This is a genomic window from Burkholderia territorii, from assembly GCF_001718335.1.
GTDB lineage: Bacteria > Pseudomonadota > Gammaproteobacteria > Burkholderiales > Burkholderiaceae > Burkholderia > Burkholderia territorii.
In genome coordinates, this window is the sequence record NZ_CP013365.1 from 580,485 (window position 1) to 604,148 (window position 23,664).

The following is a 23,664-nucleotide window of genomic DNA, read 5'->3' on the forward strand; positions in this document are numbered from 1 at the left end:
TTCGGAAGATTGCGAACGGCGAAACCGGTCAGTTTACGCCGAGATTGCAAGGCTGTCGGAAAACCTTCGCAGCGCGGCCGCCGCGCGGGCGTCGCGCACGCGCGAATACAGCACGACCTGCGAGTGCGGCAGCGGCGGCAAGCCGAATTTCGCGCCGACGTCGACCAGCGTGCGCGGCGCGACGCGCCGGGCCAGCGGACAGACCGCGAGCCCGGCCGCGGCGGCCGCCGTGACCGCTGCGACACCGCCGCCGGTGAATCGCTCGCGCCACGGCCGCCCGGCATGCTCGAGCGCGCGCAGCGCGGCGGCCCGCACGCCGCACGGCCCGGCGAGCACCGCGAGCGGCAGCGGCTCGCCGGCGCGGGGCGTCCAGTCGGGCGCGGCGAGCCACGCGAGCGGTTCGGTGAACAGCAGCGTGCCGTCGTCGCGCGGCGGGTCCTCGCCCGGTTCGTGTCGCACGATCGCTGCGTCGAGGCGCCGTTCATCGTATTGCGTGAGCAGATTCGTCGACGTCCCCAGATGCATTTCCAGCGACAGCCCGGGATCCTGCCGGTGCAGGCTCGTCAGCACGGCCGGCAGGTCGGGCACGGCGACGTGCTCGCTGACACCGAGCGACAGACGGTGCGTGCCGGCCGAAATCGCGCCGAGCGCGTGATCGTGCGCGTCGAGCAGCGCGCGGGCGGCCGGCAGGAAGTTCTCGCCGTCGGCGGCCAGCTTGACGACGCGCGGCGTGCGCGCGAGCAGCGGCTTGCCCAGGTGCGCTTCGAGCCGCTTCAGCTTCAGGCTGACGGCCGATTGCGTGATGCCGAGCGCGTCGGCGGCGCGCGTGAAGCTCGCGAGATCGGCGACCAGCACGAACGCCCGCACCGCATCGAGGTCGAGGACTTTCATTTCAAATGTAAATGAATGAAATATTGAACAATGACTGTTCATTATAGTTCTGCGCGCCTAACCTGACGTGGCGTTTCCATTTTTTCCATGTCACCGAAAGGAGCAGACCATGCCGTTCACCCGTATCGCAGTGCGCGAAGGCAAACCGGCCGCCTACCGTGCGGCGCTCGTCGACGGCGTGCATCGCGCGCTGATGCACACGTTCAACGTGCCCGAGGACGACATCTTCATGGTCGTGACCGAGCATTCGGCCGAGAACTTCGTGTTCGGCCGCCACTACCTCGACATCGAACGCAGCGACGATCTCGTGATGATCCAGATCACGGCGAACAACACACGCACGCTCGAGCAGAAGCAGGCGCTGTATCGGACCATCGTCGAGAACCTCGTACGCGAGCCCGGCGTGCGGCCGCAGGACGTATTCATCAGTCTCGTCGAAGTGCTGAAGGAGGACTGGTCGTTCGGCAACGGCATCGCGCAATACGCCGTCTGATACGTCGCTTTGATGCGCGACAGGCGCGACAGGGCCAGATCGTTTCCTGCGCGTTTTTGGGGCGTGTACTATGGAAGCTGCTTCATTGGCGACGCCGGCGTGGATCATGCGCCGGCGATTCTTCATGTGCGGGAGCCTCCATGTCGCGTGTGCTGGAAATCGTGTTGTGCCTGTCGCTGGAAGGTTGGCCGGTCAAGGCGGGAAGCCGGGCCCGCGGCGAGCAGCGCGACTTCGGCGCCGAACTCGTTCGCGCGTGGCGGATTTGCCCGCAGGTGCGGATGCGGCGCGGCCACGAGCGCGTGACGATCGAGCCGTGCCAGGTCGAGGAAGCCGAGCCGAATCCCGGCGAGTGCTGGTGGACGTGGATCGAAACGACCGCGCAGGGGCGCCGGGTCGTCGCGTCGCGCACGAAGGCATTTGCGCCCGGCGTCGTGGAGCGCGAACTGTTCGATGCAGAGCATGCGGACATTGCGGTGGCCACGCCCGCGCCTGTGCAGGCCGCCGATGCGGAATCGTCGCAGGCCACGGGCGATGGCGATCGCGTGACGGCCGGTGCCGTCGATGAGGCGGTGCTCGCCGCAACGTCCGCGCCGGCGCCGTTGCGGCTCGTCAGCGAGCGGCGGCGCGGGCGCTGGGCGGACGACAGCGGCGTGGTGGTCGAGATGACGCTCGACGACGTCACGCTGCATGGCGGCACCGAGCCGCCGCGCCGCCATGTCGAGCTGCGGCTCGCGGCGCCCGACTGGGAAACCGTCGCCGCGCGCACGGCCGCGTTGCGCGCGCTGTTCGCCGCCGCACGCGAGCTGAGCGGCGCATGGCCCGCGTTCGTGCAGCTGGCCAGCGTGATCGATCGCGCGTGCGCGGGCGAGCCAGCCGTTGCCGGGCCGATCAAGGCGCAACCCGTCGACCTGACCGGCATCCGCACGCAGCGGGCCGCACTGTTCGCGCTGTCGGGCGACATCGCCGCGCAATGGCTCGGTAACGAGGCCGGCGTGCTCGAGCGCGACGATCCCGAATTCGTGCACCAGATGCGCGTCGCGCTGCGGCGGCTGCGTACGCTGATGCGCTTTTTCCCGCGTTTCGCGGACGATCGATGGCAGGACACGTTCGGTGTCGACTTGCGCTGGCTGGCAGCCCTGCTCGGCACGGTGCGCGACTGGGACGTGTTCTCGACCGAGAGCCTGCCCGCGCTGATCGCGGCCGACGGCGGCAGCGCAGACTGGGACGGCACGCTCGACGCCGCGCGCGTACAGGCGGCGGCCGCGCGCGTCGACCTGCGCCAGGCGCTGCATTCGGCGCGCTATGCGCGACTGACGCTCGGCTGGCTCGAGTGGCTGAGCGCGCTCGCGCTGCCGCCGGCCGATGCCGACGACGACGCACCGCCGCTGCGACGTCACGCAACCAAGCGCGTGCGGCGGCTGTTCGGCCACCTGTATGCATCGCCGTCGCTCACGTCGCTCGACACGGCTGCGCGGCACCAGGTGCGGATCGACGCGAAGCGGCTGCGCTACGCGCTCGAATTCTTCGCGTCGCTGGCCTCGCGCCGCACGCGCAACGAAACGGTCAAGACGCTCGCGCGCGTGCAGAGCGTGCTCGGCGAGGCGAACGACTCGATCGTCGCGCTGCATCATCTCGAGCAACTGGCGGCGCCCGCTTATCAGATCGGTTTCGTGCGCGGCTACGGTGCCGCGCTCGAGCAACGCGCGGCGCGGGACGCCGAGACGCTGCTCGCGAGCCTGCGCCCGCCGAAGCTGGACGGCAAGCCGCCGCGTTGAGCGGCGCACGCTCACTATAATGGCCACCCGTTTTCTTCAGACAGACCGATGAGCGACGCGTCGCCTCCTTCCTCTTCCGCCGGACCGCTCGAACTGGGCGGCGAACTGTGGCTGCGCGCGGGCGAGCAGACGCTCGGCGGCGCCACGCGCATCGCGCTGCTCGCGGCGATCGGCGACACCGGGTCGATCACGCGCGCGGCGAAAGCCGTCGGCCTCAGCTACAAGGCCGCGTGGGACGCGATCGATACGATGAACAACCTGGCCGGCGAGCCGCTCGTCACGCGTTCGACCGGCGGCAAGGGCGGCGGCGGCACGACGCTGACGCCGCGCGCGACGTCGCTGATCGCCGCGTTCCGCACGATCGAGCGCGAGCATCGCCGCTTCATCGACGCCGCGAGCGCGGCGGTGTCCGGTTTCGACGTCGACTGGGCCCTGATCGGCCGGATCGGGATGAAGACGAGCGCGCGCAACCAGTTGTTCGGCAAGGTCGAGTCGATCGTGCGCGGCACGGTGAACGACGAGGTCACGCTCGTGCTGCCCGGCGGGCAGCTGATCGTCGCGGTGCTGACGCACGAAAGCGCCGAGGCGCTCGGCCTGCAACCGGGCGCGGATGCGTGCGCGCTCGTCAAGGCGTCGTGGGTCGTGCTGGCCGTCGACGATGAAGGTGGCGCCGAAGCATCTCTGAAGATTTCCGCACGCAACCAGTTGCGCGGGACGGTCGAAACCGTCGCGGCGGGCGCGGTGAACAGCGAGGTGACGCTGGCGCTCGACGGCGGTGGCACGCTCACGGCCGTCGTGACGAACGATAGCGTCGGCGCGTTGCAACTCGACGCCGGCCGGCGTGCGATCGCGCTGTTCAAGGCATCGAGCGTGATTCTCGCGGTGACGGGCTGATCGCGCGAGGCGGTGTGGTGGCCCTGCGGCGCGGCGCGCGGCGCGCTCCGCGACGATCGTGGGCACACGAGGCGAAACCGGCGCCGCCCACGATGCGCGAGGCGCCGGCTTCGATCCCGCTTTCCGCTTGTGCCGCCAGTGCGGCTTCTCTCAGGTTCGAACGTGGCTGCTCTGGCCACTGCGTCTGCGCGATCAGGTGACGCGCGTCGGCCACTCGGCGTGCGGCGTGGCGGCCTGCACGCGTCCTTCGCTCAATTGCACGACCTGGTCGCCGAACGCGGCGACGTCGTCGGGGTCGTGCGTGATGAGCACCATCGGGATATCGAGCCGCGCCTGCAGTTCGGCCAGCTCGTGGCGCATGCGCTGGCGCATCGCACCGTCGAGCGCCGCGAACGGCTCGTCGAGCAGCAGGATGCGCGGCTGCGCGACCAGCGCGCGGGCCAGCGCGACGCGCTGCTTCTGCCCACCCGACAACTGCGACGGGAATTGCCCGGCGAGCGTGTCGAGTTCGAACGCCTGCAGCCAGTACGCGACTTCGGGCGGCACGGCTTTCGCACGCGGATTGCGCAGGCCGGACGTGAGCCCGAATGCGATGTTCTGGCGCACGTTCAGGTGTGGAAACAGCGCATAGTCCTGGAACAGGTACGCGACGCGGCGCGCACGGGCCGGCACGTCGATGCCGCGCGCGGAATCGAACAGCGGTTCGCCGTTCAGCGCGATCGTGCCTTCGTCGGGCGCAAGCAGCCCGGCGATTGCCTGCAGCGTCATGCTCTTGCCCGCGCCGGACGGCCCGAACAGCACGACGCGCTGCGTATTGGCCGTAAACGACACGTCGAGCGTGAAGCGGCGCTCCGCATTCGCGTAAGTCTTGCGGATGTCGACGGCGATGCTCATGCGGGCCTCCGTCGTGCCGTGCCGCGCGTGCGGGACGCCGCTCGTGCGACCGGAAGGCGCTTAGCGTCGACCCGCGACGTGCAGCGGTACGGATGCGGCGGGCGCGTCATGTCAACTGGCTCCGCCCGGCGCGCGACGGCACGAGCCAGCCGGTCGCGAGCAGCACGAGCACGCAGGTGATCGACGTCACCAGCACGAGGAAGTTGGCCGTGTTGTCGTCGCCGGCCTGCACCGCCGCATAGATCGCGACCGACAGCGTCTGCGTGCGGCCGGGCAGGTTGCCGGCGATCATCAGCGTCGCGCCGAATTCGCCGAGCGCGCGCGCGAAGGCGAGCAGCGCGCCGGCCAGGATGCCGCGCGCGGCGAGCGGCAGCGTCACGCGGAAGAACACTGCGGCTTCGCCGAGCCCGAGCGTGCGGGCCGCGCGCTCGAGGTGCGGATCGACGCTTTCGAACGCCGTGCGCGCCGATTTCAGAATCAGCGGAAACGCGACGACCATCGATGCGATCACCGCGCCCTGCCACGTGAAGACGAGCTGGATGCCGAGCGTGTCGAGCCATGCGCCGAACACGCCGCGTCGGCCGAGCAGCACGAGCAGGTAATAGCCGAGCACCGTCGGCGGCAGCACGAGCGGCAGCGTCAGCAGCGAATCGACCACGTCGCGCAGCGGCGAGCGCCAGCGCGCGAGCATGAACGCGGCGGCGACGCCGAGCACGATGTCGAGCGCGGTCGCCCAGCCGGCGACCTTCAGCGACAACAGCAGCGGTACCCAGGCGTCCTGCATCATGCCGTGCTCACTTGCCCGCGGGCTTGAAGCCGAACGTCGCCAGCACGGCCTGGCCCTGCGGCGACGTGACGAAATCGATGAACGATTGCGCCTGTGCGGCATGGCGGCTGTCCTTGACCACCGCGATCGGGTAGGTGATGGCCGTTTGCGTCGGCACGGTCAGGGCCACCTTCACGCGGCCCGGCATGATCGCCGCGTCGGTGCCGAACACGAAGCCCGCGTCGACTTCGCCCCGCGCGACGTAATCGAGGCTCTGGCGCACGTTGGCGGCCAGCACGCCCTTTGCACTGACGGCGTCCCACACGCCTGCCGCGCGCAGCGCGCCTTCCGTGTAGCGGCCGACCGGCACCGACGCCGGGTCGCCGTACGCGATCCGCTTCACGCCGGGTGCTGTCAGGTCGTTCAGCGACGTCGGCGCGGGCGCGTGGCTGTCGGCCGGCACGATCAGCACGAGCGAGTTCGCCGCGAAATCGCGGCGCGTGCCCGGCACGATGACCTTTTCGCCGATCGCACGATCCATCGCCTTCTGGTCGGCCGATGCGAACACGTCGGCCGGCGCGCCCTTGGCGATCTGCTGCATCAGCACGTCCGACGCGCCGAAGTTGAACAGCACCTTGGTGTCCGGATGCTGCTTCTGGTAGGCATCGCCGACCGCCTTGAACGCATTCGTCAGGCTTGCGGCCGCCGACACCACGAGCTCGTCGGCAGCGGATGCCGGCGCGCTGAACGCGATGCCGGCGGCAAGCGCGGTGAGCGGCAGCAGTCGGAGCAGGGTGCGGCGAAGCGGGCGGACGGTCGAGCGCATGGTGTGGTCGTTCGAATGGTTGAAACCGTAATCGTAATATAGGGCGGGTTATAACGCTCGACATACCGTTCATGCGACGGCGTGCATGAAGATCTTCAGACCTGAAAGACGACGGGAATGAAGTGGGCGCGGCCCGTCACGCGTGCAGCAACGGCTGCGACGATCCGGTGCGGTGCAGCGACGACGGCTGCGATGCCGGCCGGTAATTCGGATTGGCTTTCCAGCGGGCGCGGACGAACGGCCGTTCATGCCCGGACAGTTCCAGCGCGACCCGCGTGACCCAGCGGTGCGACGGCACCGTGATGCCGTGCAGCGCGACCGTGACGAGCGCGAGGCTCGCGACGACCGCCGGCACCGACCAGCGGTGCGGCACCGCGTGCCAGGAGCCCGCAATGAATGCCAGCGCGGCGATCGCGCCGACGATGCAGCCGGTGATCGACTCAGACGGCGAATGCGCGTCGAGCGCGACGCGCGACACGCCGACCGCGACGCCGGCCGCGAGCCCGAGCGCGATGCCGGCGATCCGCACCGGCGTGCGCGTGCGGATCAGCGCGAGGAAGATCGCGACGGGATAGACCGATGTCGACAGCATCGCGTGGCCGCTGAATCCCGTGAAGTCCCATGCGCGGATGCCCACGCCCCAGCCGAGGAATGCGATCTTCGTGAGCGCGACGACGCCGATCGCGGCGGCGAGCACGCCGAGCCACGCGGCCGCGCGCTGCCATGAATAGCCGAGCGCGAGCCACACGGCGATCGTGATCGCGAGCGGCAAGGTCAGGCCGGCGCCACCGAACGCGGTGATCGTGATCCACAGGTGAGAGGGCAGGTCGAACATCGGAAGGGGAGCGAACAGAGGCGGGACGAATGCTTAAATCAACGCGCGAACCGGCAAGAACGACTACAACGGATACAAGCGGCCAGGCCCCAGTATAGCGCCGCGTGTGCTCGAGGCCCTTTTTTGCGCCGTGGGGAACTCTCCGCGTGCAGGAAAAATCCCAGAAACAATGTTATGGTGCATTGCACAAAGTCGAATGATGCACCGATTGCTGTATCCCTTTTTTTCCTGACTGCGAGCCCGATCGATGACCAAAAGTCTGACGAAGGTATGGCTGGGCGGCATGAAACGCATGCTGTCGCCGGCAGCCAAGCGTGCGGCGCGCGACGCGCAGCGTATCGCGCGCGAGACGCTCGAGGCCGCGGCGTCGCCCGGCGCTACCGATCTTTCCCCGCCGCGTGAATCGCGCGTGCGGCCGCGCGCGGCTGCATGGGCGGCCGGCGAGTGGACGCGCGGCGAACATCCGATGGCGCCCGCGATCGGCCGCCTGGTCCAGCAGCTCGCTTACGGGCTCTACGTTCCGCCTGGCCGGCGGCGCGGGGCGCTACCGCTCGTCGTGATGCTGCACGGCTGCCAGCAATCGGCCGACGAGTTCGCTCAGGGCACCCGGATGAACCTGCTAGCCGACAAGCACGGCTTCGCGGTGCTGTATCCCGAACAGTCGCTACGCGCGCATGCCCACGGCTGCTGGCACTGGTACGAAGATACCGATCGCGCGGGCCGTGGCGAGGCGGATGCCGTCGCGTCGCTCGTCGACGCGCTCGTCGACGAGCACGGCTTCGACGCATCGCGCGTCTACGTCGCCGGGTTGTCTGCCGGCGCAGGCCTCGCGGCGCTCGTCGCGCTGCATCACCCGGAGCGCTTCGCGGCGGCGGCCCTGCACTCGGGCCCGGCGCTCGGCGAGGCGAATTCAGGCATCAGCGCGATGGACGTGATGCGGCGAGGCCTGCGGGAGAACCCGGCCGCGGTGGTCGACACGCTGGTCGATGCGGCCGCGTATCCGGGCATGCCCGTGCTGATCGTACAGGGCGACCGCGACCATGTCGTCGCGCCGAAGAATGCGGATCAGCTGACGGTGCAGTTCATGCGCGTGAACGGGCTCGCGGACAGCCGTGGCGCACTGCGCGGCGGCGAGCGTGTGGAAACGCGCGTGGCGGGCGCCCACATCACCGATGTGCGACGCGACGGCGAGTCGATCGTGCGCCTCTGTCATGTAAAAGGGCTCGATCACGCATGGGCGGGCGGCGACGAAGCCGTGCCGTTTCATGCGGCGATCGGCCCCGATGCGAGCGCGATGATCTGGTCCTTTTTCGAACAGAATCGGCGCACTGTGGCGACCGAACGACGCACTGTTTGATCGACGCTGGCCAAAGACTAGGGTTTTCCCTATAATTCGGGAAAACCCTAGTCAAAGAACCTTTGGATTGCGAGATCGAACATGTACCTGCTGAGCCACCTCTTCCTGATGCTGACCAAGAACGCTGAAAAGGCCGCGAAAGAGCGCGCCGACGCTTACCTGGCCGAAGCAACCGACATCTACGATCTCGAATTCCGCATGCGCAAGATCGATCGCGAAGCAGCGATGAACCGTCCGTTCTCGTTCGGCTCGCGTTAAGCAGCGCAGCGCGGGCCGGCTCACCGGCCGGTCCGGCGAATCACGCAAAAGGGCGTGTGCGGCAAGCAGCCGCACACGCCCTTTTTGCATTCGGCGTCGCGCGTCGCGCGCCGAGCGCCGCGTCAGACGACCGTCAGGCGCACCGGCACGTTGTTGCGGGTCGCGTTCGAGTACGGGCATACGTGGTGTGCCTTGTCGACCAGCGCCTGTGCGTCGGCCTTGTCGAGGCCCGGCAGCGATACGCGCAGCTCGATGTCGAGCCCGAAGCCGCCCGCGTCGTTCGGGCCGATGCCCACTTCGGCGGTGACTTGCGTGTCGGCCGGCAGCGTCTGCTTGTTCTGGCCGGCGACGAACTTCATCGCGCTCAGGAAACAGGCCGAGTAACCTGCGGCAAACAACTGCTCCGGGTTCGTGCCTTCCGCGCCCGTGCCGCCGAGCTCGCGCGGCGCGGCCAGCTTCACTTCCAGCTTGTTGTCTGCGGATACCGCACGGCCGTCGCGGCCGCCCGTGCTCGTGGCGCTGGTCTTGTACAGAATGTTCATGGTGCAGCTCCTGTCGGAAGAGTGGTAGGAAGCGGCCCGGACGGACGGTTGTCGCCGGCCACGAACGAAATATAGAGCACAAATGATTTGTGTGCAAATGAAATTTTGAAGAAAAAGCCCGGCACTGCCGGGCTCATTCGCGATCGACGCGATTCAGCCTTCGTTGGCGGCCGTCAACGCGTTGCGCAATTGCTGGAGATCCGCGCGCAGCCTGACCAGGAATTCGGGCGTTTGCTGCATCGCGCAAAAGAGATCGGCGGGCACCGAGCGTGCCTTGAGCCGCAACGCACGGCCTTCCGCCGTCACGCGCACGTTCACGACGCGTTCGTCGGTCGCGCTGCGCACGCGCTCGACGTAGCCGAGCGCCTCGAGCCGTTTAAGCAGCGGCGTGACGGTGGCCGGGTCGAGATCGAGACGGGCGGCGATGTCCTTCACCGCGATGTCGTCACGCTCCCACAGCACGAGCATCGCCAGATATTGGGGATAGGTCAGCGACAGCTTGTCGAGCAGCGGCTTGTACGTCTTCGTCATCGCGTGCGAAGTCGAATAGAGCGCGAAGCAGAGTTGCTCGTCGAGCGTTTGGGGCAGCGGGGGAAGGCGGTCCATGATTCGAGTGCGCGGCGCACGCGCTAACGATTTGCATGCAAATTATTTTGCGCGCAATGGATTCGATTGAACAGGGGGCGCTACGAAGATCTGCCCGCCGGGCTGGCAGGGAGGCGGGATGGGCCGGCCGGCGGCGTGCGCCGGCCGAGCTGCGTCAATGGCCCGAGTCAGCGGCCCGACGCGGGTGTCGCGGCCCCGGGTTCCTGCACGCCGAAGCAGCCGCGATAGGTCGCGTAGAACGAGCAGTACATCATCGTGACGATGATGATCGTCACCGGCATCATGATGGTCAGCACGTAGGCGCCGGCGCCGAGCGCCTGCAGCAGCAGCGACAGGCCGAACGACGTGCCGAGCGCAACGCCGAACCACAGCAGGCCGTACACGACGAATGCGCCGCGATTGCGCCAGCAGCTGACGATGCTGAAGAACAGCGCCTTGGCGGGCGGGACGTCGTGCCATGCGGTGAGCACCGGCGCGAACCAGAACAACATCGCGACCGGCGCGTAAAGCAGCGTCGCCAGCAGCAGCGCGCCGAGCGTGCCTTGCGCGGCAAGCGCTTCCGGCGTCGGAGTCGTTTCGTTCGTCGCGCCCAGCATCATCGTGAGCAGCCCGCCGCCGTCCACGATGGACGACGCGGCGAACACCAGCACCATCAGCGCGACGTACACCACGCCGAGCACGAGTAGCCGCTGCGTCGTCACGGAGCCGTACGAACGGAAGCCGTCGATGAGGATCGTGGGCATCACCGGCTTGCCGGCCACCGTGTCGCGGCACGCGGCCATGAAGCCGACGGCGATGCCGGGGATGAACAGCAGCGGCAGTGCCGCACCGATCACCGGCACCATCGACACCAGCGTGATCGCCAGCAGGTACGTGAAAAACAGCGTGATGAACGCGAGCGGGTTCCGGCGGAACAGCCAGATGCCCTGTCGGAACCAGACATAGCCCGCTTTCGCGGGTACTTCGATCAGTTGCATGCGGTATGGGTCTCGGGAAGCGCGGGCGTGTGGGCGATACGCTCACGCAGGATGCGTTCGAAATGACCGGGATCGTGCGGTTTGAGCATTTCCGCCGCGCGCGGCAGGTAGAAGTCGTACAGGCGCGACACCCAGAACCGGTACGCGCCCGCGCGCAGCATGTCGCTCCAGTGGCGGCGCTCCTCGGCGGTGAACGGCCGGACCGTCTGATACGCGCGCAGCAGTGCGTCCGCGCGTGCGACGTCGAGCACGCCCGTCGCGAGGTCGACGCACCAGTCGTTGACGGTCACCGCGACGTCGAACAGCCATTTGTCGCAGCCCGCGAAATAGAAATCGAAGAAGCCGCCGAGGCGGACTTCATGACCGGTGCCGGGCGCCGCGTGTGCGAACAACACGTTGTCGCGGAACAGGTCGCAGTGACACGGGCCGCTCGGCAGCGCCGCGTAGTCGTCCGACGAGAAGAACGCGGCCTGATGCGCGAGCTCGCTCTCGAGCAGCGTGCGCTGCGCGTCGGAAATGAACGGAACGATCGCCGGCACGTTTTCCTGCCACCACGGCAGGCTGCGCAGGTTCGGCTGGTAGCGCGCATAGTCGCGCCCCGCGAGGTGCAGGCGCGCGAGCATCTGCCCGACCTCGATGCAGTGTTCGACCCCCGGCGCGAGTTCGGCGGCACCGTCGAGCTTCGTGACGATCGCCGCCGGCTTGCCGTGCAGTTCGCCGAACAGCGCGCCGTCGTCGCGCGGCACCGGGTCCGGTACCGGCACGCCGTGGCTTGCCAGATGGCGCATCAGATCCAGGTAGAACGGCAGCTGCTCCGCCGTCAGCTTTTCGAAGATCGTGAGGACGTATTCGCCGCGCGTCGTCGTCAGGAAGAAGTTGCTGTTTTCGATGCCGGACGGGATGCCGCGGAACGCCAGCACGTCGCCCAGTTCGTAGTGGCGCATCCATTGCGCGAGATCGGAGTCGGAAACAGCGGTGAAAACGGCCATGCGAGATGCGTCTGGTCAGTTGTCGGCACGCGCGCGGCGTGCGGCGCGACAGGAGATGAAGGGAAAGCCGGCGCGCCGCGTCGGGATCGACGCGGCGCGGCAGGAAATCAGTAGCGCAGATTCACCGACGGCAGGCGCGTGATCGGAACCCCCGCGTCGTGCGGCTTCGGCGACGTGTCGAGCGTGGAGCTCATCTGGTAGCGGGTGCCGAAGTTCGACTTCACGTCGATCTCGACCGGCTTGCCGCGATCGCGATACTCGGTGACCTCGGTGCCGTTCTTGCTCTTTTCGTGGAAGCTCGGCGTGCGGCGGATGTCGGCGAAGTCGACTTTCGACGTGACTTCGGCGGCCGGGCGATTGATCTTGCGGAGATCGGGCAGGCCGGCGGCTTCGTTGGCCTCGGCCCGGGCCTGCGCGTCGGCGTCGGGCGTGCCGCCGGCGGCGTAGGCGGCGCCGGCAGCGGCAAACGTGCCGGCAAGCATGGCGGCAGCGGCGACGAGAATGAGCGGCTTCATGATGAGTCTCCAGTGAACCTTCCGATTTTAGCAAATACTGCGCGCGGCCCGGCCCTCGCGTGCACGCGCCGTGCAAGCGGGCGGCCATGAGCGTGACCGGGTTCCGTGGTAATGTCGTTCGATCAGACGAGGTGATGAAAATGAAGAACGATTTGAGCCGCCGGCATCGGGTGCTGACGCCCGAGAGCCCGCCCGTCGAAGCATTCGACGATTCCGTTGCCGCCGTCGCGCGGCTGTCGGCCATCTACGATACCAATACGGGCTTCCTGCGCGACGCCTTCGCGCGATACCGCCGCCATGAGCCGATCACCGAGCACGTGCGCGCGTGCTATCCGTTCGTGCGGATCCGCACCGACGTCAACACGCACGTCGATTCGCGCCGTTCTTACGGCTTCGTCGCGGGCCCTGGCGTGTTCGAGACGACCGTCACGCGTCCCGACCTGTTCGCGAACTACTATCGCGAGCAACTGCGCCTGCTGTCGAAGAACCATCATGTGAAGATCGAGATCGGCGTGTCGTCGCAGCCGATTCCGGTTCACTTCGCGTTCCCCGAAGGCATCCATCTCGAAGGCGAACTCGACCGCGACCGCCTGCTCGCGATGCGCGACATCTTCGACACCCCCGATCTGTCGTACCTCGACGACCGCATCGTCAACGGCACCTTCGAACCGGCGCCGGGCGAGCCGCATCCGCTCGCGCTGTTCACGGCCGCGCGCGTCGACTTCTCGCTGCACCGGCTGCGTCATTACACGGCGACGTCGCCCACGCATTTCCAGAATTACGTGCTCTACACGAACTACCAGTTCTATATCGACGAATTCGTGAAGCTCGGCCGCACGCTGATGACGGAAAGCGACGATCCGGACGTGCGCGCGTATCGTAGCCAGTACAGTTCGTTCGTCGAGCCGGGCGACGTCATCACGTACAACGCGAACCTCGGCAGCGAGCCGGCCGAGGGCGCCGCGCCGCCGCGGCTGCCGCAGATGCCCGCTTATCACCTGAAGCGCGCGGACGGAAGCGGGATCACGATGGTCAACATCGGCGTCGGTCCGTCGAATGCGAAGACGATCACCGATCACATCGCGGTGCTGCGTCCGCACGCATGGGTGATGCTCGGTCACTGCGCGGGCCTGCGCAACACGCAGCGCCTCGGCGACTACGTGCTCGCGCACGGTTACGTGCGCGAGGATCACGTGCTGGATGCGGACCTGCCTCTGTGGGTGCCGATCCCGGCGCTCGCCGAAGTGCAGCTCGCGCTCGAGCGCGCCGTGGCCGACGTGACGCAGCTCGACGGCGCCGAACTGAAGCGCGTGATGCGCACGGGCACGGTCGCGAGCGTCGACAACCGCAACTGGGAACTGCGCGATCACCGCGAGCCGGTGCAGCGGCTGTCGCAGAGCCGCGCAATCGCGCTCGACATGGAAAGTGCGACGATCGCCGCGAACGGTTTCCGTTTCCGCGTGCCGTACGGCACGCTGCTGTGCGTATCGGACAAGCCGCTGCACGGCGAGCTGAAGCTGCCGGGCATGGCCGACACGTTCTATCGCGGGCAGGTCGACCAGCATCTGCAGATCGGCGTGAAGGCGATGGAGATTCTGCGCACGAACGGGCTCGACAAGCTGCACAGTCGGAAATTGCGCAGCTTCGCCGAAGTGGCGTTTCAGTGATGCAAACGCCGCGCAAGCCGCGCGGCGTAACGACAAAGGCCGCACGCGAACGTTCGTTCACGTGCGGCCTTGTTCATTGTCCTGCGATGCGCGGCCTAGACAGACCGCGCACCCGGATGCTCAGCACTCGCCCTTCTTCGCGTGTCCCGGCGGGCAATGGTAGCCGCCGTGCCCGCGATGGCGCTCATGATCTTCCCACTCGCGACGCTCCCAGTAACGGCGGCCGTCCCAGTAACGGTCGCCGTGCCAGCCGACCACGACCGCAGGCGCCGGTGCGACCACGACAGGCGCGGGTGCGACCACGACCGGTGCGGGCGTGCCGATGTTGACGTCGACGTTGACAGCGTGGGCGAGGCCGGACAGCGAAAGGCCGAGGCCGGCGAAGGCGAGGGCGATCAGCGAGCGTTTCATGTTGTTTTCCGTGATGTCGTTGTCAAAAGGCCGGCGCGACGCGATGGACGCGAGGGGGATCGTTCCACCGGGGGGACGCCACGCCGACGACATGCAGTGTGCAGGCGCGGCGCGGAAAATGCGATACGGGTTTGTTACGGAGGATTGACGTCTTGCACGCCGGCCGGGATCGACGACACGTCGCGTGATTTGACAATGCCGGGCCGAGCATCCGGAGCATCGATCGCATCGCGCGATGCAGGCTGCCCGGATTTGACATTCGTGCGGCGCGCGGCTGGCGGCGGAATTAATACGGCGTTACAAAATGACGCGCGGCAGGTGGCGGAATTGCCGTGCCTGCCGCGCGGGAGAGGGGATAACCGGCCGTGAGGCCGGCCATCGCGCCGATCGAGTTACAGATAGAACATGCGGTCTTCTTCGGGCCGCGGCGGATGATCTTCGCCGTCCGCGCCTTCTTCCTCGCCGCTGTCCTCGTAGAACGCGAGCACGGCGTCGAGCACCTGGTCAGGATCGTCGATCACCTGCATCAGGTTCATGTCTTCCGGATTGATGAGGCCGTTCGGAATCAGCTGATCGCGGAACCATTGCAACAGCCCCTGCCAGAATTCGCTGCCGACGAGAATGATCGGCACGAGGCGCGACTTCTTCGTCTGGATCAGCGTGAGCACCTCGGAGAGTTCGTCGAGCGTGCCGAAGCCGCCCGGCATCACGATCACCGCGTCGGAGTTCTTCACGAACGTGACCTTGCGCGTGAAGAAGTGACGGAAGCGCAGCGAGATGTCCTGATAGTGGTTGCCCGCCTGCTCGTGCGGCAACTCGATGTTCAGGCCGACCGACGGCGCCTTGCCGGCGTGCGCGCCCTTGTTCGCGGCTTCCATGATGCCGGGGCCGCCGCCGGAGATCACCGCGAAGCCGGCGTCCGACAGCTTGCGCGCGATCTGCACGGCCAGCTTGTAGTGCGGCGTGTCGGGCTTGAGACGGGCAGAACCGTAGATGCTGACGGCCGGGCGGATCTCCGACAGGTACTCGGTCGCCTCGATAAACTCTGCCATAATCGTGAACATCTGCCACGATGCGCGCGCCTTCTTGGCCGTCGCGCGTTCTTGATCTGCGAGCGAACGCAGACTCGGAATCACTTTTCTCTTGTTCATAATGCCTGAAGAACGAAATCTGGAAGGTAAGACCCTGCTATTGGTTGACGGTTCGAGCTATCTGTATCGGGCTTACCATGCGATGCCTGATTTGCGTGGCCCTGGCGGGGAGCCGACCGGAGCGCTCTACGGAATCATCAACATGCTGCGCCGTATGCGCAAGGAAGTCAGTGCAGAGTATAGCGCTTGCGTGTTCGATGCAAAGGGCAAGACGTTCCGCGACGACCTTTATGCCGACTATAAGGCAAACCGTCCGTCGATGCCGCCCGATCTTGCGCTGCAGGTCGAGCCGATTCACGGCGCGGTGCGCGCGCTCGGCTGGCCGCTGCTGATGGTCGAGGGCGTCGAGGCCGACGACGTGATCGGCACGCTCGCGCGCGAAGCCGAGCGGCACGGGATGAACGTGATCGTGTCGACCGGCGACAAGGACCTCGCGCAGCTCGTCACCGATCGCGTCACGCTCGTCAACACGATGACCAACGAGACGCTCGATCGCGCCGGCGTGATCGAGAAGTTCGGCGTGCCGCCCGAGCGGATCATCGACTACCTCGCACTGATCGGCGACACCGTCGACAACGTGCCCGGCGTCGAGAAGTGCGGGCCCAAGACGGCCGTGAAGTGGCTGTCGCAATACGACAGTCTCGACGGCGTGATCGAACACGCGGGCGAGATCAAGGGCGTGGTTGGTGACAACCTGCGCCGCGCGCTCGATTTCCTGCCGCTCGGCCGCAAGCTCGTGACGGTCGACACGGCCTGCGATCTCGCACCGCATCTCGAATCGATCGAAGCGTCGCTCAAGAGCGATGGCGAAGCGCGCGACCTGTTGCGCGACATCTTCGCGCGCTACGGCTTCAAGACGTGGCTGCGCGAAGTCGACAGCGCGCCCGCGGAAGGCGGCGGCGCCGATGCGCCGGAAGGCGATCCGGCGCCGATGGTGGCCGCGGACATCGTCCGCGAATACGACACGATCCAGACCTGGGAACAGTTCGATGCATGGTTCGCGAAGATCGATGCGGCCGCACTGACCGCGTTCGATACCGAGACCACGTCGCTCGATCCGATGACCGCGCGGCTCGTCGGCCTGTCGTTCTCGATCGAGCCCGGCAAGGCCGCGTATCTTCCGGTCGCGCACCGCGGCCCCGATCTGCCCGAGCAGTTGCCGATCGACGACGTGCTCGCGCGCCTGAAGCCGTGGCTCGAATCGGCCGACCGCAAGAAAGTGGGCCAGCACCTGAAGTACGACGCGCAGGTGCTCGCGAACTACGACATCGCGCTGAACGGCATCGAGCACGACACGCTGCTCGAATCGTACGTGCTCGAATCGCATCGCACGCACGACATGGACAGCCTCGCGCTGCGTCATCTGGGCGTCAAGACGATCAAGTACGAAGACGTGGCCGGCAAGGGCGCGAAGCAGATCGGCTTCGACGAGGTGGCGCTCGACCAGGCCGCCGCCTACGCGGCCGAAGATGCGGACATCACGCTGCAGCTTCATCATGCGCTGTATCCGCAGGTCGCGCGCGAACCGGGCCTCGAGCGCGTGTATCGCGAGATCGAGATGCCGGTGTCGCTCGTGCTCCGCAAGATGGAGCGCACCGGCGTGCTGATCGACGACGCACTTCTGCAGGCGCAGAGCAGCGAGATCGCGACGCGTCTCATCGAGCTCGAAGGACAGGCGTACGAACTGGCCGGCGGCGAATTCAATCTCGGCTCGCCGAAGCAGATCGGGCAGATCTTCTTCGAGAAGCTGCAGTTGCCGGTCGTGAAGAAGACGCCGAGCGGCGCGCCGTCGACCGACGAGGAAGTGCTGCAGAAGCTGGCCGAGGATTACCCGCTGCCGAAGCTGCTGCTCGAGCATCGCGGGTTGTCGAAGCTGAAGTCGACCTACACCGACAAGCTGCCGCGCATGGTGAATCCCGTCACGGGCCGCGTGCATACGAACTACGCGCAAGCGGTCGCGGTCACGGGCCGCCTTGCGTCGAACGATCCCAATCTTCAGAACATTCCGGTGCGCACGGCCGAGGGCCGGCGGATCCGCGAGGCGTTCATCGCGTCGCCGGGCCACCGCATCGTGTCGGCCGACTATTCGCAGATCGAACTGCGGATCATGGCGCACATTTCCGGCGACGCGTCGCTGCTGCGCGCGTTCTCGCAGGGCGAGGACATCCACCGCGCAACTGCCGCCGAAGTGTTCGGCGTGACGCCGCTGGAGGTCAATTCCGATCAGCGCCGCATTGCGAAGGTGATCAACTTCGGGCTGATCTACGGGATGAGCGCGTTCGGCCTCGCGTCGAACCTCGGCATCACGCGCGATGCGGCGAAGCTGTACATCGACCGCTATTTCGCGCGCTACCCGGGCGTCGCGCAGTACATGGAGGACACGCGCGCGGCGGCGAAGGAAAAGGGCTACGTCGAAACCGTTTTCGGCCGCCGCCTGTGGCTGCCGGAGATCAACGGCGGCAACGGCCCGCGCCGTCAGGCAGCCGAACGTGCGGCCATCAATGCACCGATGCAGGGCACGGCGGCCGACCTGATCAAGCTGTCGATGATCGCGGTGGACGACTGGCTCACGCGCGACCGGCTCGCGTCGCGGATGATCATGCAGGTACACGACGAACTGGTGCTCGAGGTGCCCGACGACGAACTGTCGCTCGTGCGCGAGAAACTGCCGGAAATGATGTGCGGCGTGGCGAAGCTGAAGGTGCCGCTCGTCGCTGAAGTCGGTGCCGGCGCGAACTGGGAAGAGGCACACTGACGCACCCCGCGTGATTCCCGCTTCCCGCGGCATATTGTTGCAGGGATGCCGAATATCGAGATGGTTTGCTTGTGGTCAACGCGCAAGCTCCCGGACAATGCATGTCAGTCAGTCATTGTCGCGGGGGCAGCGCGCCCCGCGTTCCGGGATCGGCGCATCGAAGTGTTTCGAACTGCACATCGATGATGTCCGAACCGGTTAATCCAACGGGCGGCGCGTACGCATCGCGTCTGCATCGTCCGGCGGCAGCAGTTTCGAATCGCAAAGGGGGAATCGGATGCATCGGATCATCATCGTAGGGGGAGGCGCGGGCGGCCTGGAACTGGCGACGCGGCTCGGCGACCGTTACGGCGCGCGTGGCAATCGTCCCGCGCGTGCGCTCGTTACGCTCGTCGACCGCAATCCGACCCACATCTGGAAGCCATTGCTGCACGAGGTCGCGGCCGGCAGCATGGACCCGTTCACGCAGGAACTCGAATACGCGGCGCAGGCGCGCTGGCATGGCTTCGAGTTTCAGCAGGGCGAACTGACATCGCTCGATCGCGCGGCGAGGCGCATCACGTTGTCGCCGGTCAACGACAGCGACGGCGCGGAATTGCTGCCGGCGCGCGACCTGGAATACGACACGCTCGTGATCGCGATCGGCAGCACGACGCATTTCTTCGGCGTGCAGGGCGCGGCCGAAAACGCGATCGCGCTCGATACGGTCGGCGAGGCCGAGCGCTTCCGCAAGCGCCTGATCGCAGCATGCATGCGCGCCGAGCACCAGGCGCCGGCGCAGCCCGCGCCGGGAGCGGCGGACGAGCCGCGCATCCAGGTGGTGATCGTCGGCGGCGGTGCGACGGGCGTCGAGCTGTCCGCGGAACTGCGCAACACCGCGCAGGTGCTGTCCGTCTACGGGCTGCACAAGCTCGATCCGCAACACGACGTCGGCATCGTGCTGATCGAATCGGGGCCGCGAATTCTGCCCGCGCTGCAGGAGCGGGTGTCGACCGCAACGGCCGAGCTGCTCGAAAAACTCGGCGTGCGATTGATGCTCGCCGAGCGCGTGACCGAGGTTGCGCCCGGTTTCGTGCATACCGCGAGCGGCAAGACGGTGCGCGCGGATCTTACCGTCTGGGCGGCCGGCATCAAGGCGCCGTCCGTGCTGTCGAATCTCGATGGCCTGCAGGTCAACAAGCTCGGCCAGCTCGACGTGCGCCGCACGCTGCAAACCTTCACCGACGACAACGTCTTCGCACTCGGCGATTGCGCGGCATGCGTATGGCCCGGCAACGAGCGCAACGTGCCGCCGCGCGCGCAGGCCGCGCACCAGCAGGCGAGTTTCCTGCTGAAGGCGATCGGCTGCCGGCTCGACGGACGTCAGCTGCCCGAGTTCACCTATCGCGATTTCGGTTCGCTCGTGTCGCTGGGTCACTTCAGCGCGGTCGGCAACCTGATGGGCGGGCTGATCGGCGGCAACATGCTGATCGAAGGGCTGTTCGCGCGCTTCATGTACATGTCGCTGTACCGGCTGCACATCGCGGCGCTGCACGGCTATCCGCGCATGATGCTCGATACGGTCGCGCACTGGTTGCGCCGCACGACGCTGCCGCGCGTCAAGCTGCACTGACGCGCACTTACGTGTACTTCGGACGGGCAGGGAACACGCATCGCGCGTTTCCTGCCCGTTGTCGTTTCAAATGCGGGCGATCGCGAGCTTGCGCACCGGGCCGGTTGCATCGCAGTGGTCGATACCGTCGGATGCCGCTGCATTACACCGTCGTAATCGAGTCTTACACATCTGACAGTTGACGCGACAACGGATTATTGGGCATCTTGTCCGGGTTTCCGCTTGCGGCGGGGTGCCAACCGCCGCGACATCCGCGCTGTCCGCCGGCGTGAAGCCGGGCCGAGCCCCGGCCGTGGCGGCAGCGCTCAATCGAGGAGTGCATTCATGTTGAAACCCGAAGTCGACAGCCTGGTTCCCCACGTTCCGTTCTCGCGCCGCAAGTTCATGCAGGCCGCGCTGGGCGGTACCTTCGCGGCGGCTGTGCTGCCCGTGTCGGCGCAGACGATCACGACCGACAGCACCGGCCTGGACGTCGACACCATCCAGATTCGCTCGGGCGACGCCAGCATCCCCGCGTATCGCGCGCAACCGGTCGACAAGACGAACCTGCCGGTCGTCATCGTGATCCACGAGATCTTCGGCGTGCATGCGCATATCGCCGACGTCTGCCGTCGCTTTGCGAAGCTCGGCTATCTGGCGATCGCGCCCGACCTGTTCGCGCGGCAGGGCAATGCGTCGAAGTATCCGACGATGAAGGAGCTGTACGACAACATCATCAGCAAGGTGCCCGACCGGCAGGTCACCGAGGATCTCGATGCGACCGTCGCGTGGGCCGGCAAGAACGGCGGCGACCTGTCGCGTCTCGGCGTGACGGGTTTCTGCTGGGGCGGCCGCCAGGCATGGCTGTATGCGGAGCACAATCCGCACGTGCGCGCGGCCGTCGCGTGGTACGGCTTCGTCGAGGGCAAGACCGACGAGATGACGCCGTTCAATCCGGTCGATCATGCGTCGTTGCTGAAGGTGCCGGTGCTCGGGCTGTACGGCGAGAAGGACGCGAACATCACGCAGGCGTCGCTCGCGGACATGCGCAAGGCGATCCAGGCGAGCGATTCGAAGCTCGCGCGCGAATCGGAGATCGTCGTGTATCCGGATGCCGGTCACGCGTTCTTCGCAGACTATCGGCCGAGTTACGTGAAGGGCGATGCGGAGGACGGCTGGAAGCGCGCGATCGAGTGGTTCCACAAGTACGGCGTGATGTAAACGACGAAGCGGCGGCAGATGCCGCCGCTTTGCCGTCACGCCGCGCAGGTGTTTACGGGTTCGGGCCGGTCGCGATCGGCCGCGACGGATCGGCGCTCCACTCGCTCCACGAGCCCGGATACAGCGACGCGCCATGCAGCCCCGCGATTTCGAGTGCGAGCGCATTGTGGCATGCGGTCACGCCAGATCCGCATTGCAGGATCACACTGTTCGGTTCGGTGCCGGCCAGCAGCGTGGTGAAGGTCTCGCGCAGTTCATGGCCGGTCTTGAAGCGGCCGTCGGCGGTCAGGTTGTCCTTGAAGAACCGGTTACGTGCGCCGGGAATGTGGCCGCCGACACGATCGATCGTTTCGTTTTCGCCGCGATAGCGATCCGGTGCGCGGGCATCGATCACGACGCGCTTGCCCGACGTCACGTTCGCGAGCACGGCTGCCGCGTCGACCGTCGATTCGAGCGGAGTCGTCGCGCGGAAATCGCCTGCGGCCGGATGCGGCACATCGGTGGTCAGCGGCTGGCCGGCCGCTTCCCATGCCTGCAGGCCGCCGTCGAGCACCGCGACGGAATCGTGTCCGAGCCAGCGCAGCAGCCACCATAGCCGCGCCGCATAGGCGCCGCCTTGTGCGTCGTAGGCGACGACCTGCTGGCCCTGCCTGACGCCGCGGGTCGCCATCAGCGTCGCGAATGCGTCGCGGGTCGGCAGCGGATGGCGGCCGTTGGTGCCGGTCTTGCGGCCGGACAGGTCGCGGTCGAGATGCAGATACTGCGCACCGGGGATGTGGCCGGCCGCGTAGGCCGCTTCGCCTGCGGCCGGATCGACGAGGTCGAAGCGGCAGTCGAACACGGCGACGCTGCCCGGCGCCGCGGCCAGACGCTCGGCGAGATTGGCGGCGGAGATGAGCGTGGTGTAGTGGGTATGTGGCATGACGGCTCCCTGGAGTGCAAACGGCCCGATACTCCAAGTCTAAACAAAAAAAGACGGGCCGAAACCCGTCTTTTCATATGCCGCATGCGATGCGGCGCTCGCGCGCCGCGCGGACGATCAGAGGTCGCCGAGATGGCGGCGCAGGAACTCGTGGAAGTGCTGCATGCCGTCTTCCATCGGGCTCTGGTACGGGCCGACCTGCGATTCACCGCGCGCCATCAGTGCGCGGCGGCCTGCGTCCATGCGCATCGCGATTTCGTCGTCCTCGACGGCCGTCTCCATATAGGCGGCGCGCTCGGCCTCGACGAACTCGCGCTCGAACAGCGCGATTTCCTCGGGGTAATAGAATTCGACGATGTTGGTCGTCTTCTGCGGGCCGCGCGGAATCAGCCACGACACGACGAGCACGTGCGGATACCACTCGATCATCAGGCCCGGGTAGTAGACCATCCAGATCGCGCCGAATTCCGGCGGCACGCCGTTGCGGAACTTGAGCACCTGCTCGTGCCACTTCTGGTAGGTCGTGCTGCCCGGTTTCGCGAGCGCGTTGTGCACGCCGACCGTCTGCACGCTGTACCAGTCGCCGAACTCCCATTTGAGATCGTCGCACGACACGAAGCTGCCGAGGCCCGGGTGGAACGGGACGACGTGATAATCCTCGAGGTAGACCTCGATGAACGTCTTCCAGTTGTAGTCGCACTCGTGCACTTCGACGTGATCGAACTGATACTCGGAGAAGTCGAAGTGATGCTTCGTGCCGAGATTCGCGAGATCGCGCGCGACGTTGCGGCCCTCGGCCTCGAACAGCAGCCCCTGCCAGTTCTGCAGCGGGCTCTTGCCGAGATTCAGGCAGGGCTTGTCGGGGAAGTGCGGCGCGCCGAGCAACTGGCCTTCCAGATCGTACGTCCAGCGGTGCAGCGGACACACGATGTTCTGCGCATGGCCGCGCCCGTTCAGCATGATCGCCTGGCGGTGACGGCACACGTTCGACAGCAGTTCGATCTGGTTCGCCTGGTTGCGGACCAGCACGCGGCCTTCGTTCTCGGAAGGCAGCGCAAAATAATCCCCCGCCTCGGGCACCATCAATTCGTGCCCGACGTAACGAGGTCCTTTCTTGAAGAGGGTTTCGATCTCGCGCTCAAGGAGCGACTCATCGAAATAGGCAGTGACTGGAAGCTGGCTGTGAGCCGACTTCAACTGAAGCGCATCGCTCAGATTGGACATTCCCACTCCCGGTGTTAGCGTGAAAGCAGTGAACAACCCAACCATCGAAAAATCGATTTAGGGAAACGTGGAATTATACCCGGTTCGCCCCGCAAGGCTAGGAT

At 66.7% G+C, this 23,664-nt stretch carries 23 protein-coding genes; 9 read left to right on the forward strand and 14 right to left on the reverse strand.

The features are described 5' to 3' along the window. Positions 1-33: 33 nt before the first annotated feature. Entirely contained in the window at positions 34-891 is an 858-nt protein-coding gene (locus tag WS51_RS02710) for a LysR family transcriptional regulator (protein ID WP_060295230.1), read from the reverse strand. Positions 892-1,000: 109 nt separating this feature from the next. Here WS51_RS02710 and WS51_RS02715 point away from each other — a divergent pair, with 109 nt between their 5' ends. The 3 genes from WS51_RS02715 to WS51_RS02725 all read left to right on the forward strand — a co-directional run bounded on the left by WS51_RS02715 (position 1,001) and on the right by WS51_RS02725 (position 4,053). Then, positions 1,001-1,384, forward strand: a complete 384-nt coding sequence (locus tag WS51_RS02715) for a tautomerase family protein (RefSeq protein ID WP_069228556.1) — start codon at positions 1,001-1,003, stop codon at positions 1,382-1,384. Positions 1,385-1,524: 140 nt separating this feature from the next. Further along, positions 1,525-3,159 (forward strand): CHAD domain-containing protein, encoded by a 1,635-nt coding sequence (locus WS51_RS02720; protein WP_059847959.1) that lies wholly within the window; start codon positions 1,525-1,527, stop codon positions 3,157-3,159. Between the two features lie 48 nt (positions 3,160-3,207). Further along, positions 3,208-4,053 (forward strand): TOBE domain-containing protein, encoded by an 846-nt coding sequence (locus WS51_RS02725; RefSeq protein ID WP_060121220.1) that lies wholly within the window; start codon positions 3,208-3,210, stop codon positions 4,051-4,053. Positions 4,054-4,245: 192 nt separating this feature from the next. Here WS51_RS02725 and WS51_RS02730 read toward each other — a convergent pair whose 3' ends face one another. The 4 genes from WS51_RS02730 to WS51_RS02745 form a co-directional block, all read right to left on the reverse strand. Then, positions 4,246-4,947: a sulfate/molybdate ABC transporter ATP-binding protein gene (locus WS51_RS02730; RefSeq protein ID WP_059798755.1), complete on the reverse strand. Its 702-nt coding sequence runs from the start codon at positions 4,945-4,947 to the stop codon at positions 4,246-4,248. A 106-nt stretch (positions 4,948-5,053) separates the two neighbouring features. Next, the gene (gene modB / locus WS51_RS02735; RefSeq protein ID WP_059450865.1) at positions 5,054-5,731 is read right to left on the reverse strand and encodes a molybdate ABC transporter permease subunit; all 678 of its coding nucleotides are present in this window, start codon (positions 5,729-5,731) and stop codon (positions 5,054-5,056) included. A 10-nt stretch (positions 5,732-5,741) separates the two neighbouring features. Continuing rightward, positions 5,742-6,539, reverse strand: coding sequence for a molybdate ABC transporter substrate-binding protein (gene modA / locus WS51_RS02740; protein WP_059503592.1), 798 nt, complete (start codon positions 6,537-6,539; stop codon positions 5,742-5,744). A gap of 136 nt (positions 6,540-6,675) precedes the next feature. Then, positions 6,676-7,374, reverse strand: coding sequence for a phosphatase PAP2 family protein (locus tag WS51_RS02745; RefSeq protein ID WP_059450738.1), 699 nt, complete (start codon positions 7,372-7,374; stop codon positions 6,676-6,678). Between the two features lie 247 nt (positions 7,375-7,621). Here WS51_RS02745 and WS51_RS02750 point away from each other — a divergent pair, with 247 nt between their 5' ends. Next, positions 7,622-8,731: an extracellular catalytic domain type 1 short-chain-length polyhydroxyalkanoate depolymerase gene (locus WS51_RS02750; protein ID WP_059503590.1), complete on the forward strand. Its 1,110-nt coding sequence runs from the start codon at positions 7,622-7,624 to the stop codon at positions 8,729-8,731. A gap of 81 nt (positions 8,732-8,812) precedes the next feature. Continuing rightward, positions 8,813-8,989, forward strand: a complete 177-nt coding sequence (locus tag WS51_RS02755) for a DUF3563 family protein (protein ID WP_069228557.1) — start codon at positions 8,813-8,815, stop codon at positions 8,987-8,989. A gap of 122 nt (positions 8,990-9,111) precedes the next feature. Here the strand turns inward: WS51_RS02755 and WS51_RS02760 are convergent, their stop codons facing one another. The 5 genes from WS51_RS02760 to WS51_RS02780 all read right to left on the reverse strand — a co-directional run bounded on the left by WS51_RS02760 (position 9,112) and on the right by WS51_RS02780 (position 12,618). Beyond that, entirely contained in the window at positions 9,112-9,531 is a 420-nt protein-coding gene (locus WS51_RS02760; protein WP_011658280.1) for an organic hydroperoxide resistance protein, read from the reverse strand. Between the two features lie 153 nt (positions 9,532-9,684). Then, complete coding sequence (locus WS51_RS02765) at positions 9,685-10,137, reverse strand: MarR family winged helix-turn-helix transcriptional regulator (protein ID WP_059450740.1); 453 nt, start codon at positions 10,135-10,137, stop codon at positions 9,685-9,687. A gap of 167 nt (positions 10,138-10,304) precedes the next feature. Next, positions 10,305-11,114, reverse strand: a complete 810-nt coding sequence (locus tag WS51_RS02770) for a BPSS1780 family membrane protein (RefSeq protein WP_059847950.1) — start codon at positions 11,112-11,114, stop codon at positions 10,305-10,307. After that, positions 11,105-12,103 (reverse strand): homoserine kinase, encoded by a 999-nt coding sequence (locus WS51_RS02775; protein ID WP_059450742.1) that lies wholly within the window; start codon positions 12,101-12,103, stop codon positions 11,105-11,107. Before WS51_RS02775 ends, WS51_RS02770 begins: the two co-directional genes overlap by 10 nt. Before the next feature lie 107 nt (positions 12,104-12,210). Next, positions 12,211-12,618, reverse strand: coding sequence for a hypothetical protein (locus WS51_RS02780; RefSeq protein WP_059450743.1), 408 nt, complete (start codon positions 12,616-12,618; stop codon positions 12,211-12,213). 140 nt (positions 12,619-12,758) lie between these two features. Between WS51_RS02780 and WS51_RS02785 the strand changes: the two genes are divergently transcribed. Beyond that, positions 12,759-14,285, forward strand: a complete 1,527-nt coding sequence (locus WS51_RS02785) for an AMP nucleosidase (RefSeq protein WP_059504038.1) — start codon at positions 12,759-12,761, stop codon at positions 14,283-14,285. 120 nt (positions 14,286-14,405) lie between these two features. On the opposite strand, the gene WS51_RS02790 is transcribed toward WS51_RS02785, so the two are convergent. Together WS51_RS02790 and WS51_RS02795 are read right to left on the reverse strand one after the other, a co-directional pair. After that, positions 14,406-14,696 carry a hypothetical protein gene (locus WS51_RS02790; RefSeq protein ID WP_059450744.1) on the reverse strand — a complete coding sequence of 97 codons (291 nt, stop codon included), beginning with the start codon at positions 14,694-14,696 and terminating at the stop codon, positions 14,406-14,408. A 392-nt stretch (positions 14,697-15,088) separates the two neighbouring features. Then, complete coding sequence (locus WS51_RS02795) at positions 15,089-15,847, reverse strand: LOG family protein (RefSeq protein WP_059503586.1); 759 nt, start codon at positions 15,845-15,847, stop codon at positions 15,089-15,091. 1 nt (position 15,848) lies between these two features. Here WS51_RS02795 and polA point away from each other — a divergent pair, with 1 nt between their 5' ends. From polA to WS51_RS02810, 3 genes are all read left to right on the forward strand, one after another. Then, positions 15,849-18,602 (forward strand): DNA polymerase I, encoded by a 2,754-nt coding sequence (polA, locus tag WS51_RS02800; RefSeq protein ID WP_069228558.1) that lies wholly within the window; start codon positions 15,849-15,851, stop codon positions 18,600-18,602. 277 nt (positions 18,603-18,879) lie between these two features. Next, entirely contained in the window at positions 18,880-20,214 is a 1,335-nt protein-coding gene (locus tag WS51_RS02805; protein WP_069228559.1) for an NAD(P)/FAD-dependent oxidoreductase, read from the forward strand. A 324-nt stretch (positions 20,215-20,538) separates the two neighbouring features. Then, entirely contained in the window at positions 20,539-21,414 is an 876-nt protein-coding gene (locus WS51_RS02810) for a dienelactone hydrolase family protein (RefSeq protein ID WP_059798751.1), read from the forward strand. 52 nt (positions 21,415-21,466) lie between these two features. Here the strand turns inward: WS51_RS02810 and WS51_RS02815 are convergent, their stop codons facing one another. Both WS51_RS02815 and WS51_RS02820 read right to left on the reverse strand, forming a co-directional pair. After that, the gene (locus WS51_RS02815; RefSeq protein ID WP_059503578.1) at positions 21,467-22,336 is read right to left on the reverse strand and encodes a sulfurtransferase; all 870 of its coding nucleotides are present in this window, start codon (positions 22,334-22,336) and stop codon (positions 21,467-21,469) included. A gap of 117 nt (positions 22,337-22,453) precedes the next feature. Then, positions 22,454-23,560 carry an aromatic ring-hydroxylating oxygenase subunit alpha gene (locus WS51_RS02820; protein WP_059503576.1) on the reverse strand — a complete coding sequence of 369 codons (1,107 nt, stop codon included), beginning with the start codon at positions 23,558-23,560 and terminating at the stop codon, positions 22,454-22,456. Between the last annotated feature and the right edge of the window lie 104 nt (positions 23,561-23,664).